This is a genomic window from Streptomyces sp. NPDC058239 (assembly GCF_042882185.1).
Taxonomy (GTDB): Bacteria; Actinomycetota; Actinomycetes; order Streptomycetales; family Streptomycetaceae; genus Streptomyces.
In genome coordinates, this window is record NZ_JBHVWS010000022.1 from 60,126 (window position 1) to 74,214 (window position 14,089).

Consider the following 14,089-nt stretch of genomic DNA (forward strand, 5'->3'; position numbering starts at 1 on the left):
CAGCCGGAAGGCCGGCATCAGCGCATGTCAGACGCGCCGATGCCGTAGGAAAGGACCGATATCCGTGGCTCAGCGCGTAGTGGTCACGCTCTCCGACGACATCGACGGGGGAGCAGCGGCGGAAACGGTTACCTTCGCCCTGGACGGGAAGTCGTACGAGATCGACCTCAATCCGTCCAATGCAAAGAAACTGCGCAAGGTCCTGGCGCCGTACATGGCGGCCGGTCGAAAGCAGACAAATGCCGGTAAGCACGGCAAGACCCCTGTGTCGTACCGGCACACCTCACTCGCACCCGACCCGGCGGCCGTGCGTGCCTGGGCCCGCTCCCACCGGATGGAGGTGCCGGCCCGCGGCCGGATCCCCAAGAAGGTCTACGAGGCGTTCCGCGAAGCCAGTTGAGAACCCGGCCCGCGGCCGGATCGCCCGGACCGGTCGCCGGGTCCGGCCGGTGAGCGCTCGCCAACGCTCCGGCGCACCTCTCGGCGACACCCCGCGGCCACCGACTTGCGCTACACCCCTGCAGGTCGGCTAAAGTCTGGAGCACGCCGAGGGGCAAGGCCGCAAAGCCGAACCTCACGCAGCGTGCGGGTGTAGTTCAGTAGCAGAACATCCCCCTTCCAGGGGGAAGGCGCAGTGTGCAATTCCTGTCACCCGCTCTGCATCGCTCTTATCGACCACTTCAGTGGTTCGGGTAGAGTGTTGCTCGCACCGCCCGATGAATCCCCTCAAGGGGGTACAATGAGCGGCAGCAATGCGGACGTGGCTCAGTTGGTAGAGCATCACCTTGCCAAGGTGAGGGTCGCGAGTTCGAATCTCGTCGTCCGCTCTTGATCGGTTTGTTCGAAGGCCCTGGTCGATATCGACCAGGGCCTTCGTCGTATTCCCGTCCGCGCTCCTCGCCTCATGCTCATGACGTTTGTCATGAGCAGTGGTGACAGCTCGCACTGCTCGCGGCGACGATCCGGCGGAAATCTGTAGGCATGACCAGCGACGACATTCCCAGCGACCGTGCGGGCGGCGCCGTGGCGGACACGGACGATCCCGCGACCGGTTTCACGACGCACTCCGAGATCGTTTCCGCGACCGACCCCGTGATCGATCCCGTGATCGAGGCGAGCGGTGTGCGGCGGCGCTATGCCGGCGGCTTCGAGGCCGTGACCGGTGTCTCCTTCTCGGTGGCTCGCGGCGAACTCTTCGCCCTGCTCGGTACGAACGGCGCCGGAAAGACCTCCACCGTCGAACTGCTGGAGGGCCTGGCCCGGCCCGACGGCGGCACGGTGCGGGTGCTCGGCCACGACCCGTACCGCGAGCGCGGCGCGGTCCGGCCGCGGATCGGGGTGATGCTCCAGGAGGGCGGCTTCCCGTCCGAGCTGACGGTCACCGAGACCGTACGGATGTGGGCGGGCTGCACCAGCGGCGCCCGGCCGACCGGTGAGGCGCTGGACCTGGTCGGGCTCACCCACCGGGCGCGCGTACGGGTCAAGCAGCTCTCCGGCGGCGAGCGGCGCCGCCTCGACCTCGCACTGGCCCTGCTCGGCCGGCCCGAGGTGCTGTTCCTGGACGAGCCGACCACCGGGCTCGACGCCGAGGGGCGGCGCGACACCTGGGAGTTGGTACGGGCGCTGCGCGACGGCGGGATCACCGTCCTGCTCACCACGCACTACCTGGAGGAGGCCGAGACGCTCGCCGACCGGCTGGCGATCATGCACCGGGGGCGGATCGTGACGGCGGGTACCACCGCCGAGGTGACGGCGGCCCGCCCCGCCCGAATCCGGTTCGAGCTGCCCGAAGGAGTCCCGGCGGCATGGCTTCCGCTGCCGCTGCAAGCAGCCGCCGAGGGGCGCAGGGTCGAGATCCGCACCCACCGGCTGCAGGAGGCACTGAGTGAACTGCTGCTCTGGGCCCGGGAGTCCGATGTGACGCTGCTCGGGCTCGATGCCCGGTCGGCCTCGCTCGAAGAAGCATTTCTCGATATCGCGCAGAGCGCGTCGGAGTCGGAGAAGGTGGCTGCCGCATGACGAGCACAACGATGTCCGGGCGGCTGAACGCTCTCGGGCGGGCCGAGCTGACCCTGCTCGCCCGGAACAGGACGGCGGTCTTCGTCGCGCTGCTGGTGCCCCTGGCCATGGTCGCGGCCATGAAGTCGACGTTGGAACAGGTCGATCTGGGCGGGACCGGGCTGACCGTGGCCGGGGCGGCGCTCACCGGCGGCATCGGCATGGTGCTGATGCAGGTCGTGTACATGAACCTGGTCGCCGCCTATGTGGCGCGGCGCGAGGACCTGGTGCTGAAGCGGCTGCGTACCGGCGAGATCGCCGACCGGGAGATCCTCGCCGGGACCGCGCTTCCGTCGGTCGCGCTGGCGCTGGCGCAGGCGGTGCTGGTGGTCCTGGCCGGTGCGGTCCTCTTCGGTCTCGGTGCGCCCGAGCGGCCCGACCTGCTCGTCGCGGGGCTGCTGCTGGGTGTGGTGCTGCTGGCGGCGCTGGCCGCCGCCACGTCCGCGGTGACCCGGACCGTACAGACGGCGCAGATCACCACGCTGCCGCTGTTCCTCGTCTCGATGATGGGCTCCGGGATCTTCGTGCCGCTGGAGATCCTGCCGGACCGGGTGGCGTCCGTGTGCGAACTGCTGCCGGTGACCGGGGTGATGACGCTCGTACGGGCGGGCTGGCTCGGCGGGGCGGACGGGCATGACCTGCTCGGGGCGGGGCTGACCGCGCTGGCCTGGACGGTGCTCGCCCTGTTTGCTGTGCAGCGGTGGTTCCGCTGGGAACCTCGACGCTGAGGAGGGTTGTGCCGTGCGGATGCAGTGGCGGGTACGGGGCTGGCGCGGCCGCAGCGGCTTCGACAAGATCGACCTGTATACGCGCGGCACGCTGTACAGCCTGGTGTGGTGCGCGGCGGTGGTGCAGACCCTGATGCCGGTGACACGGCCCGTGCGTGCCACGGCGCCCGCGGTGCTGATCGCCGCAGCGATCCTCCTCGCCGTCGCCCAGGGGGTCTGCGGGACGGCGCTGACCGCCGGGGGGCTCAAGGAGTATCTGGGCCGGGGAACCGTGGACCGGCGGCTGGTCGCCGTCGGAGCCGTACTGCTGGTGGCGAACGCGGCGGCGGTGCTGGCCCTCGCCTCGTTCACCGGCGTGCGTGAATTCCCGCAGCTGGAGCTTGTGCTCAGCGCCTGCGTGGTGCCTTTCTCCTGCGCGTTCGCACTCTTCGTCCAGAAGTGGGTGGCACTGCTTCAGCAGCTCGTCGTCGCTGTCGGGGTGTGCGCCGTGGTGGATCTGCTCGGTGGCGGCGGTGCGTCGGTGGCGTCTGCGTTCGTCGCCACGGCGTTCGGCGGCGGAATAATGTCCGTCACCACGCGGATGTCCGCCTGGTCGCTGGGCGTGATGTTCAAGCTCCGTGAGGCGCAGGACGTGGAGACGCGGCTGGCGGTCGCCGAGGAGCGGCTGCGGTTCGGCCGGGACATGCACGACGTCCTGGGCCGGAATCTGGCCGTGATCGCGCTGAAGAGCGAGCTGGCGGTGGAGCTTGCCCAGCGCGGCAAGCCGGCGGCGGTGGACCAGATGGTCGAGGTGATGCGCATCGCCCGCGCCTCCCAGCAGGAGGTGCGCGATGTCGTACGTGGATACCGGGAGGCCGATCTGAGTACCGAACTCGTGGGCGCGCAGAGCGTGCTGCGGGCGGCCGGGATCGAGTGCGCGGTGGAGGGCCACGAGGGCGGTCCGCTGCCGGCGCCCGTGCAGTCGGCGCTCGGCTGGGTGGTGCGGGAGGCGGCGACCAATGTGCTGCGGCACGGCGATCCGCGGCACTGCACGATCCGGCTGCGCGCTTCGGCGGACGCGGTGGTGCTGGATGTGGAGAACGACGGGGCACCGCAGGCCGTCGCCGGGCCGGGCGGCTCCGGACTGGCCGGGCTGCGGGAGCGGCTTCACGCACTCGACGGTTCACTGGACGCAGGTCCGGCGGAAAACGGGCTGTTCCGGCTGACGGCCACGATCCCGCTGCCGCGGTCGCGCACGGCTCTTGCTCTTCAGGAGGAACGACGATGACGGCTGTACGGGTGCTGCTCGCCGACGACGAGCATCTGATCCGGGGCGCGCTGGCCGCACTCCTCGCCCTGGAGGACGACCTCGTGGTGGTCGCGGAGGCGGCGACCGGTCCGGAGGCGCTGGCCATGGCGCGGGCCCATCGTCCCGATGTGGCGGTCCTCGATCTGGAGATGCCGGGCGCCGACGGTGTGAGTGTTGCCACATCCCTGCGGGCCGAACTGCCCGGCTGCCGGACGATGATCGTGACGAGTCACGGCCGGCCGGGACATCTGAAGCGGGCACTCGCGGCAGGCGTGCGGGCCTTCGTGCCGAAGACCGTCAGCGCCCGGCAGCTGGCCGGGATCATCCGTACCGTGCACGCCGGAAACCGTTATGTGGACCCGGAGTTGGCGGCCGATGCGATCTCCGCCGGGGACTCGCCGCTGACGGCGCGCGAGGCCGAGGTGCTGGAGCTGGCGGCCGACGGGGCGCCGGTCGCGGAGATCGCGGAGCGGGCGTCGCTGTCGCAGGGAACCGTGCGGAACTACCTTTCGGCGGCCGCCTCGAAGCTGGGCGCGGAGAACCGTCATGCGGCGGTGCGTCTCGCACGCGAGCGCGGATGGGTATAGTGGTCATCGCGCTTCGGCGCTTGCGGACGTAGCTCAGTTGGTAGAGCGCAACCTTGCCAAGGTTGAGGTCGCCAGTTCGAACCTGGTCGTCCGCTCGGTACAGCAAGAAGCCCCCGGTCTTTCGGCCGGGGGCTTCTTCGTGTTCCGGGAGCTGCTTACTGCCAGGGCGTGCCGGTGAGGAGTTCGTACGCCTCCAGGTACTTCGCCCGGGTCGCGTCCACGATCTCCTGGGGCAGCGCCGGGGGCGGCTGCTCGCTCTTGCGGTCCCAGCCGGAGGCCGGCGAGGTCAGCCAGTCGCGCACGAACTGCTTGTCGTAACTGGGCTGGGCCCTGCCCGGCTCCCAGGTGGCCGCGGGCCAGAAGCGCGAGGAGTCCGGGGTCAGCACCTCGTCCGCGATGATCAGCTCCTCGCCGCCGTCGGCCGTGGGAGCGAAACCGAACTCGAACTTCGTGTCGGCGAGGATGATCCCGCGCGCTCGCGCGATGTCACGGGCCCTGCTGTACACGTCCAGTGTGGTGCGGCGCAGCTGGGCGGCGGTCTCCGCGCCGACCTGGCGGGCCACCTCCTCGTAGCTCACGTTCTCGTCGTGGTCGCCGACAGCCGCCTTGGTGGCGGGAGTGAAGATCGGCGCCGGGAGTTCGGAGCCGTCGACGAGGCCCTCGGGCAGCGCGAGGCCGCAGACCGTGCGGGACTCGTTGTACTCGACGAGGCCCGAGCCGGTGAGATAGCCGCGGGCGACGCACTCGACCGGGACCATCCGCAGCGACTTGCAGATCAGCGTCCGGCCGGCCCAGTCCGCGGGGGCTTTGGCGGGGAGCTCCGTGGACAGGACGTGGTTCGGTACGAGATCGGCGAGCTGGTCGAACCACCACAGCGAGAGCCGGGTGAGCACCCGGCCCTTGTCGGGGATCTCGGTGGGCAGGACCCAGTCGTACGCGGACATACGGTCGCTGGCGACCATGACGAGGTCGCCCGCCTCGTTCCGGTACAGGTCGCGCACCTTGCCGGTGTGGAGGTGGGTGAGCCCCGGGACCTGCACTGGCTCGGGCTTTTCTACAAATCCGGACACGCTGCCTCCGCGTAGGTTGATCCAGGAGTCGTACTGATTCTCCCGTATCGGGGTGCGGTGGGGCGGAGCGGGGGCGTCCGTGGCGCCGAGTGCCGTGGCCCCGGAGGCGTTTCAGGCGCGTTTGCAGATGCGGTCGAGGAGATTGGCGGTGGCCCGCTGGATGCGGGGGTCCACATGGCCGGGGCGGTCCAGCGCCGGAGACCAGGCGAAGGTGCCGGAGGCGAAGACGAGTGCGCCGGACGGGGCCCGGTACAGGGAGGTCTCCTGGTGACGCTTGACTCCTTCGCTGTCCTGGTACGGGGAGTGGGCGAGCAGGATGCGGTTCTCGTGCTCGGGGAGTGCGGTGCGCGGGAAGTAGCGGTCGGCCTCGCCCGCGACCAGGCCGTCGATCTCGTCGCCCTCGCCGGCGCCCGTCGCGTCCCACAGCCAGTGCTCGGCGTTCCGTACGACCAGGGGGTGCGGATCGGGGACCCGGCCCGCGTACTGGATGCCGAGAAGCTGCTGCTCGGGACGGTCGATCTCGCGCCAGAGCGCGGGCTTGCCCGGGCCGCGGCGCTTGCGGCAGGTGAGCAGCCGGTCCGGGACGCCGGACGGCGACGGGGAGAGGCTGACCTGCCAGTACATGGTGTTGGCGGAGAGGAAGACGAGCGAGGTGCCGTCGTCGCGGGCGAGTTCGGCGGTACGGCGCATGGGCACCGACCAGTACTCGTCGTGGCCGGGGAAGACCAGGCCCCGGTAGCGGCCGGGGTCGATCCGGCCCGCGTGCAGATCGCGTGTGTCGGCGTACGCGATGTCGTAGCCGTACCGCTCGGCCCAGCGGATGAAGTCGTAGGCATGACCGACGTGGAGCGGCAGACCGGCGCCCGCGTAAGGACGGTCGAAGGAGACGGTGACCGCTGCGTCCTCCTCGCCGAGGAGCCGGCCCTGCTCGTCCCAGGCGTGGTAGAGGCTGGCGCCCGTGCGGCCGTCCTCCGGGTAGAGGTTGTACGCCTGCCAGGTGATGTCCGGCAGGACCAGCAGGAGATCGGCCGGGTGGTCGTCGCGGACCGTGAAGGGGATGTGGGAGCGGTATCCGTCGACCGTGGTGAGCACGGCTACGTACGCGCCGATCGACCAGTAGGTGGGGATCTGCAGCCGCCAGGACTGCCACCAGTGGTGGCAGGAGACCGTGCGGTCCGCGGTGAGCGGGGCCGGCTGGACGATGCCGGAGAGCCGGGGGCTCGTGGTGATCTTGGCGGCGCCGTCGCCCCCGTAGTGACCGATGCGGTAGACGTCCACGGAGAACTGCTGGGGCGGGTCCACGGTGATGTGGAAGTCGATCGCCTCTCCGGGGGCCGCGGCGCCCGTGGAGGTGAAGCCCTTGATCTGGCGGTGCACATCGTCGGCCGTACGGGTGCCGCCGTCGGTGGAGCTGCGGGCCAGGGTGGGGTCCACATACCAGGGGACGACATGTCCGGTGTCGTCGAAGTAGTTCTCACTGCCGCGCAACCAGGGCAGCGGGCCCTGCCCGAAGGGGTCGGAGACGGCGTGCGCGAGGGCACCCGACTCCCATCGACGAATCTGCTCCGCCCCCATACCGTTTCCCTCCCTCTAGTCCCCCGAGACAACAGTGAGACAAAGTTGATCGTCACCGGTGATCAACTGCGATCGTCACCGGCCGTGCGTCATCGGGGCGCCAACAGTGATGCGCCGACTGTCAGCGTCGATCCCCAGCACATCACATAACGCATGCACTCCGTCACCGTTCGTCGCTAATTGACGTGAACGGAACGCTTCCTTCCGGGTATTGGGGGTGCGGTGCCCCCGACGGCGTTGTCTCTGAGCAGGGTGGGGATGCTGTTGTTCAGCTCTGTGGTCGAGGCCGTCGAGGTCCGTGGCTCAGACGAGACGGACGGGTTTGTCGGTGCGTACGCCGACCGAGGCGAGCCAGGAACTCAGCGGCCCCGCGTCCCCGTCCTCGATCAGGCTGAGGACGGGACTGCCCAGATCCGCCCGGCGCTCGCCGCCGACCAACAGCGCGGGACCGTCGAGCCAGTCGAGTCCGGGCGCCGCACCCGCCGTGTCGACGGCGGCGCAGCAGACCATCGCCGCGACATGGTCGGCAAGCAGTTCCGTACCCGTACGGGGCGGCTGGAGCGGAAAGAGCGGGAGGGGGCCGGGACCCCAGAAGTCCAGGACGTCCGCGCCCGAGTGAGCGACGCTCCGGGTGGCCGCCGGGCCCGATGTGCCGCCGGCCGGGGTCTGTTGGGCCGCCGCCTCCTCACGGGCCACCGCGGCGCTGATCCCGGCCGCGAGCTCCTCGCCGCTCCCGCACCGGCCTGCCAGATGCTCGACGACCCGGGCCAGCGTGGGCACTGTGGCGTCGATGGGAAATACCGGGCAGTCGGGATCGTCCGAGGCGCCGTCGTCGGGCGACGCGGGCGCCGTACCCATCGAGTCGAGGACACGGTGCAGGCGTGCGGCCTCGGTGCGCCACTTCCGGTCGACCACCTCTTCCGGATACTGCTGCCAGTCGACCGGCGACCAGTCGGGACCGGTCCTTGCCGGGCCGCCGTGGAAGAGCCGTGCCGCCAGCAGCGATGCCGCCTCGTCGGCCGCACCCGGCTCCTCCAGGAGGTCACAGGCAGGGCGCTCACCGAGCCGCGAGGTGAATCCGTCGGCAAGCCGGTCGCGGCGGGAGAGCTCGGTGAGGGCGGACACGACCCCCGCGTCCAGTCGGGACGGCCAGCGGCCCATCTGCCAGGCGGGCAGCGCGACGCGGGTGAGCAGCCGGTCCCAGCCCGCGTAGGCGAGGCCGACCTGCTCCTGGGCGACGATCCGCAGCCCGTAATCCACACCCTGTGCACGAACCGACGCGGCGGCGGCGACGCCCCGCTCCATCTCCGCAGCATGCGTGCGACAGCTGCGCAGCAGAAAAAGGGCGACCCAGCCGACGAAGGCCCGCGGCACTCTGCGCACCCGGGACAGCGGCCCGGAAACGGGCGCGGCCGCGTCGGCAACCGCTCCGTCCAGCCCCCGTACGAAACGACGCGCCGCGGCTATGTCGGGATGCGCCGAGGGGCCCGTGCCCGCGACGACCGGGGCGAGCACCGCCCGTAGCTCCGCGACCCGCATCCACCACAGGAACGGCGAACCGATGACCAGCACGGGCGCTGCCTGGACCCTGCGGCGGGTCCGGGCAGCGGAACGCGTTCCCTGATCCGCTCCGGGTCCTGCCGCGGGCTGTGCCGAGGGGTGTGTGCGGTCCTCCAGCCAGCTGTCGCAGTCGGGCGTGAGCGCTATCGCCGAGGGCGCGGGAACCCCGAGCCGGTCGGCGAGGTCCCTGACCAGGCGGTAGAGATCGGGGGCGGCGTCCTCCGGGAGCGGAACGGTCGGGCTGACCGCCGGCCTCGCCCGTACGATCGCGACCGCGACCGCTGCGGCGAGCAGGAGCACGACGACCGCGCAGGCCGTCACGGCCCAGCGCGCCGTGTCCCAGCCGCTGCCGACGGCATGCCCCTGTGCGCCCGCGACGAGCAGCACGACGGCCACCGCCGCCGGCAGGATGGCTGCGGCGGTCGCCCTGCTGCGGATGCGCAGCAGAGCGAGAGCGCGGGCGCGCGCACTCTGCGCACCCAGCTCCTCACTTGTACCGGTACCGGACACGACCGGACGTCACCCCCTCTGCCCCCGCGGCGGTGTTGTTCACTCCCCCACTGTGGCACCCGTCACTGACATCGCAATGCCAGTGGGCCAAGTGCCGGAATGCTTGCGCCGCACCCTAGTTGGGGGCTCGGCGGGCGTCATCCGGATAGCTCAGCCGTCACTCGATGGAATGGCTTTGGGCAAAGGTGCTGACGCGCCGCTGTCCTTGGCGCAGCGGCGCGTCGGTGGGTGTCGACGGGGGTTCAGGAGGGGTGGACTCGATCCGCAGCCGGGGGCGGGCAGATCGGGTGACGTACCCGGCCCCGCGCCCCGGACCGGGGCGGACCCGTACGGTCCGGAGGACTCCCGTCCAGTCCGCTCCGTACCGTTCCATACCGTTCCATACCGTTCCGTACCGGCCTCAGGCCTCCGCGGCCTTCTGGGCGATGTCCGTACGGAACTGCGATCCGTCGAGCCGGATCCGGGCCGCCGCCGTGTAGGCGCGCTCACGGGCACCGGCGAGGTCCTTGCCGGTCGCGGTCACGGACAGCACCCGTCCGCCCGCGCTGACGATCTCGTCGCCGTCGCGCCTGGTCCCGGCATGCAGGACGTAGGCATGCGGGGCATCCTGCGCCGCCACATCGTCGAGGCCGTGGATCGGGTCACCCGTGCGCGGCGTACCCGGGTAGTTGTGCGAGGCGATGACCACGGTGACGGCGGCCTCGTCGCGCCACTTGAGCGGGGGCAGCTCGTCCAGGGTGCCATTGGCGGAGCCCAGCAGGACACCGGCCAGCGGAGTCTTAAGACGAGCCAGGACCACCTGGGTCTCGGGGTCACCGAAACGGGCGTTGAACTCGATCACCCTGACTCCGCGCGAGGTGATCGCGAGGCCCGCGTACAGCAGACCGGAGAACGGGGTGCCGCGGCGGCGGAGTTCGTCGACGGTCGGCTGGAGCACCGACTGCATGACCTCGTCGACCAGCTTGGGGTCGGCCCACGGAAGCGGGGAGTATGCGCCCATGCCACCGGTGTTCGGGCCCTCGTCGTTGTCCAGGGCGCGCTTGAAGTCCTGCGCGGGCTGGAGCGGCAGCACGGTGGTGCCGTCCGTGATCGCGAAGAGGCTGACCTCGGGGCCGTCGAGAAACTCCTCGATGACCACGCGGTCGCAGGCCAGGGCGTGGGCGCGGGCCGCCTCGACGTCGTCGGTGACGACGACGCCCTTGCCGGCGGCGAGCCCGTCGTCCTTGACGACGTACGGGGCACCGAATGCATCGAGGGCGGCGTCGATCTCGGCGGGGGTGGTGCAGACGTAGCTGCGGGCGGTCGGGACGCCTGCCCCGGCCATCACGTCCTTGGCGAACGCCTTGGAGCCCTCCAGCTGGGCCGCCTCACCGGACGGGCCGAAGCAGGGGATGCCCGCGGCGCGCACGGCGTCGGCGACGCCGGCGACGAGCGGTGCCTCCGGGCCGACGACCACCAGCTCGGCGCCCAGGTCAGTGGCGAGGCGCGCGACGGCGTCGCCGTCGAGCGCGTCGACCGGGTGCAGTTCGGCCACCTCCGCGATGCCGGCGTTGCCGGGAGCGCAGTACAGAGCGGTGACGTCGGGGTCGAGGGAGAGAGAGCGGCACAGGGCGTGTTCGCGGGCGCCGCCGCCGATGACGAGGACCTTCACGGGGTGCAGCCTAGCCGCCGGGGCGCGGCTGCCTTGACGGACGCCGCTCCGTGGACAGTCCGTGAGGTGTACCGCGGCCCTGCCCCGCCCTTGCTACTCGTTGGTGAACTCCTCGACGACCGTGGCGCCCAGCTCGCGGACGATCAGGTCGTGTCCGGAGAGCGCCGAGTCGACGAGGTCCGGGTCGTCCGCCTCCGGGGTGTCGTCCTCGGGAGCGACCGATCGCGGGGGCTCGGGCGCGGAGTACGACTGCGGTACGGACTCCGCGGCGGGTGCGGCGCTCGGCTGCTGGTGCGGGGCGGGGGCGGGCCGGGGTTCGTAACTCTGCTGGGGCGCGGGGGCCGGACGCTGCGGCGCGGGCGCGACGGCGGAGGGGCGGCCGCCACCGGTCTGCGGGGGTGCGCCCGCACCGCCCGACGGGTCGACGATCGCCTCGATCTTCCACTGCGCGTTGAACCGCTCGGCGAGGGCCTGCTTCAGCACGTCCTCGCTGCCGCTGCTCGTGAAGTTGTCACGCGCGCCCGCGTTCAGGAAGCCGATCTGCAGGGTGGTGCCGTCGAAGCCGGTGACCTGGGCGTTCTGGCTGAGCAGGATCCAGGTGAACCGGCGGCGGTTCTTCACGGCCTCCAGGATGTCCGGCCACATGTTCCGTACCTGGCCGGCGCCCTGTGTCATTCCCGGGCTCGGTTCGGCAGCGGCGGGCACCGGTGCCGCGGGCACGGCCTGGGCCGGGGCGGCGGCCGGGGCTGCCTGCGGGACAGGCGACTGGCCGGGGGCGGAAGCGGTCGGCCAGCCACCGGGACGGCGGCCCGAATCCGGGGCGGCGGCGGTGGGCCAGGCACCGGGGCGCTGACCGCCCGCGGGAGCCGGGGCCTCGGCCGGCGGCTGCGGAGCGGCCGGAGCGACGGGGGCCACGGGCTGCGCGGGGGCCGGAGGCGCTGCGGCGGGTGCGGGCGGCGCCATGGGGGCGGGCGCCTCTCCCCGCGCCGCCGCACGCGCGGCGGCGGGTCCGGCGCCGGGCTGCACGGCCGGAGCGACGGGAACGGGGGCATGGGCCAGAGCCTCCGGCCCGGGTACGTACCCCATGGCGGGCCCCGTACCGGCGGTCGCGAAGGACGCACCGCGCTCCAGCCGGTCGAGCCGGGCCTGCAGCGAACGCTCGTCGTCGAAGGCCGCGGGCAGCAGCACCCGGGCGCAGATCAGCTCTACCTGGAGGCGCGGCGAGGTCGCCCCGCGCATCTCCGTCAGCCCCTCGTTGACCAGGTCGGCGGCGCGGCTCAGCTCGGCGGCACCGAAGACGGACGCCTGGGCCTGCATCCGCTCGACGACATCGGCGGGTGCGTCGATCAGGCCCTTCTCCCCGGCGTCCGGCACGGCGGCGAGGATCACCAGGTCGCGCAGTCGCTCCAGGAGGTCGGCGACGAAGCGGCGCGGGTCGTTACCGCCCTCGATCACCCGGTCCACGACCTCGAAGGCCGCGGCCCCGTCGCCCGCCGCGAAGGCGTCCACGATCGAGTCGAGCAGCGAGCCGTCCGTATAACCGAGCAGCGAGGTCGCCATGGCGTATGTCACACCGTCGTCGCCCGCGCCGGCCAACAGCTGGTCCATCACCGACATCGAGTCACGCACGGACCCGGCCCCGGCCCGCACGACCAGCGGCAGCACGCCGTCCTCGACGTAGCTGTTCTCCTTGCCGCAGACCTCGGCGAGATATTCGCGCAGCGTCCCCGGCGGCACGAGGCGGAACGGGTAGTGGTGCGTACGCGACCGGATCGTGCCGATGACCTTCTCGGGCTCGGTGGTCGCGAAAATGAACTTGAGGTGCTCCGGCGGCTCCTCGACCACCTTCAGCAGGGCGTTGAAGCCCGCCGATGTGACCATGTGCGCCTCGTCGATGATGTAGATCTTGTAACGACTCGACGCGGGCCCGAAGAACGCTTTCTCCCGCAGATCACGGGCGTCGTCCACGCCACCGTGCGATGCGGCGTCGATCTCGATGACATCGATCGATCCCGGCCCGTTGCGCGCGAGGTCCCGGCAGGACTGGCACTCGCCGCACGGCGTGGGCGTCGGCCCCTGCTCGCAGTTCAGACAGCGGGCGAGGATGCGCGCACTGGTCGTCTTGCCGCAGCCGCGCGGACCGCTGAACAGGTACGCGTGATTGACCCGGTTGTTCCGCAGGGCCTGCTGCAGCGGGTCAGTGACATGCTCCTGCCCGATGACCTCGGCGAACGACTCGGGGCGATAGCGGCGGTACAGCGCAAGGGACGACACACATACGAGGTTATCCGGGCGGACCGACAACCGGCCCCGGACCGGCGAAGCGTCACACCCTCCGAAACACAAGGGCCCCCCACGCACCCGCCAGAGCCGACCTACCCTTGCTGCCTTCCGGCCCTGGGGGAGTTCAGTCAGATAGCGCCACGTGAGGGGCTGAACCCCACCTTAGCCGATCCCCACCCCTGCCAGTCCACTGCCCCATCCTCCGGAACCTCCCCGGACGAGCCGGAGGGGAGCCGGAGGGGAACGGGTTCGCGAGCACTCCTCAACGTCTTGTATTGTTTGCCGCGGAGGATTCGCCTAGTGGCCTAGGGCGCACGCTTGGAAAGCGTGTTGGGGGCAACCCCTCACGAGTTCGAATCTCGTATCCTCCGCCATTGCTCTCACCGGGCAATACGAAGAAGGCCCTGACCCGTTTCTGCTGGTCAGGGCCTTCTTCGCTCGTCGGCCCGAGCCAGGGCAGCCGGACGTCACACGCTGCTACGCGTTGACCCCTTCGTCGTTGCGTGGTCTCAGTTTTGGTCTCAGTTCCGCTTCCGCGCCTCAGCCCGACCCCGCACTCCAAGCCCTCACTACGCTCAAACAGCTGATCGCGTAGAGCACCGCGGCCCGAGGCGCGCCCTCTTCACGGCGAAAAAGGGGCATGAGCGCAGGCGGGTAGCCGTTGGTGAGGGCGGCGCCTTCACGGACGGGCCGTGCGCACAGACCCCTGGGCAGACTGGAAATATTGATCTGATTCAGGTGGGATTTGGTCGAAATCGGTCCTGATGCACGGGACTGCC

Annotated in this window: 10 protein-coding genes, 4 tRNA genes and 1 other RNA gene; 9 read left to right on the plus strand and 6 right to left on the minus strand. The window is 71.0% G+C overall.

What is annotated here, in order from left to right; all coding sequences use genetic code 11:
* Positions 1–64: 64 nt before the first annotated feature.
* The 8 genes from ACFVYE_RS23245 to ACFVYE_RS23280 all read left to right on the plus strand — a co-directional run bounded on the left by ACFVYE_RS23245 (position 65) and on the right by ACFVYE_RS23280 (position 4,756).
* Positions 65–400: an Lsr2 family protein gene (locus ACFVYE_RS23245; protein WP_383966155.1), complete on the plus strand. Its 336-nt coding sequence runs from the start codon at positions 65–67 to the stop codon at positions 398–400.
* A 185-nt stretch (positions 401–585) separates the two neighbouring features.
* Positions 586–657 (plus strand) — tRNA-Gly (locus tag ACFVYE_RS23250).
* A 97-nt stretch (positions 658–754) separates the two neighbouring features.
* Positions 755–827: transfer RNA gene (locus ACFVYE_RS23255), tRNA-Gly, on the plus strand.
* A 154-nt stretch (positions 828–981) separates the two neighbouring features.
* On the plus strand, positions 982–2,019 hold the full coding sequence (locus ACFVYE_RS23260) for an ABC transporter ATP-binding protein (RefSeq protein WP_389607163.1): 1,038 nt from the start codon (positions 982–984) through the stop codon (positions 2,017–2,019).
* Positions 2,016–2,786, plus strand: coding sequence for an ABC transporter permease (locus ACFVYE_RS23265; protein ID WP_389607165.1), 771 nt, complete (start codon positions 2,016–2,018; stop codon positions 2,784–2,786). The genes ACFVYE_RS23260 and ACFVYE_RS23265 overlap by 4 nt, the downstream gene beginning before the upstream one ends.
* Positions 2,787–2,805: 19 nt before the next feature.
* Positions 2,806–4,053 (plus strand): sensor histidine kinase, encoded by a 1,248-nt coding sequence (locus ACFVYE_RS23270; protein WP_383966182.1) that lies wholly within the window; start codon positions 2,806–2,808, stop codon positions 4,051–4,053.
* On the plus strand, positions 4,050–4,661 hold the full coding sequence (locus ACFVYE_RS23275; RefSeq protein ID WP_383966148.1) for a response regulator: 612 nt from the start codon (positions 4,050–4,052) through the stop codon (positions 4,659–4,661). The genes ACFVYE_RS23270 and ACFVYE_RS23275 overlap by 4 nt, the downstream gene beginning before the upstream one ends.
* A 22-nt stretch (positions 4,662–4,683) precedes the next feature.
* Positions 4,684–4,756: transfer RNA gene (locus tag ACFVYE_RS23280), tRNA-Gly, on the plus strand.
* A 60-nt stretch (positions 4,757–4,816) separates the two neighbouring features.
* Here ACFVYE_RS23280 and ACFVYE_RS23285 read toward each other — a convergent pair.
* The 6 genes from ACFVYE_RS23285 to ffs all read right to left on the minus strand — a co-directional run bounded on the left by ACFVYE_RS23285 (position 4,817) and on the right by ffs (position 13,465).
* Entirely contained in the window at positions 4,817–5,731 is a 915-nt protein-coding gene (locus ACFVYE_RS23285) for a phosphoribosylaminoimidazolesuccinocarboxamide synthase (RefSeq protein WP_383966145.1), read from the minus strand.
* Positions 5,732–5,842: 111 nt separating this feature from the next.
* On the minus strand, positions 5,843–7,306 hold the full coding sequence (locus tag ACFVYE_RS23290; RefSeq protein ID WP_383966142.1) for a N,N-dimethylformamidase beta subunit family domain-containing protein: 1,464 nt from the start codon (positions 7,304–7,306) through the stop codon (positions 5,843–5,845).
* A gap of 303 nt (positions 7,307–7,609) precedes the next feature.
* Complete coding sequence (locus ACFVYE_RS23295; RefSeq protein WP_383966140.1) at positions 7,610–9,376, minus strand: hypothetical protein; 1,767 nt, start codon at positions 9,374–9,376, stop codon at positions 7,610–7,612.
* Positions 9,377–9,776: 400 nt separating this feature from the next.
* The gene (gene purD / locus ACFVYE_RS23300; RefSeq protein WP_327274005.1) at positions 9,777–11,027 is read right to left on the minus strand and encodes a phosphoribosylamine--glycine ligase; all 1,251 of its coding nucleotides are present in this window, start codon (positions 11,025–11,027) and stop codon (positions 9,777–9,779) included.
* 93 nt (positions 11,028–11,120) lie between these two features.
* Entirely contained in the window at positions 11,121–13,301 is a 2,181-nt protein-coding gene (locus ACFVYE_RS23305) for a DNA polymerase III subunit gamma and tau (protein WP_383966138.1), read from the minus strand.
* 67 nt (positions 13,302–13,368) lie between these two features.
* Positions 13,369–13,465: signal recognition particle sRNA small type (ffs, locus tag ACFVYE_RS23310), an RNA gene on the minus strand.
* Positions 13,466–13,596: 131 nt separating this feature from the next.
* Between ffs and ACFVYE_RS23315 the strand changes: the two genes are divergently transcribed.
* Positions 13,597–13,684: transfer RNA gene (locus ACFVYE_RS23315), tRNA-Ser, on the plus strand.
* The last annotated feature ends 405 nt before the right edge of the window (positions 13,685–14,089 follow it).

Coding starts and splice junctions, on each gene's coding strand:
- ACFVYE_RS23260 (WP_389607163.1), top strand. CDS start 982: ATGACCAGCGACGACATTCCCAGCGACCGTGCGGGCGGCGCCGTGGCG.
- ACFVYE_RS23265 (WP_389607165.1), top strand. CDS start 2,016: ATGACGAGCACAACGATGTCCGGGCGGCTGAACGCTCTCGGGCGGGCC.
- ACFVYE_RS23270 (WP_383966182.1), top strand. CDS start 2,806: ATGCAGTGGCGGGTACGGGGCTGGCGCGGCCGCAGCGGCTTCGACAAG.
- ACFVYE_RS23275 (WP_383966148.1), top strand. CDS start 4,050: ATGACGGCTGTACGGGTGCTGCTCGCCGACGACGAGCATCTGATCCGG.
- ACFVYE_RS23290 (WP_383966142.1), bottom strand. CDS start 7,306: ATGGGGGCGGAGCAGATTCGTCGATGGGAGTCGGGTGCCCTCGCGCAC.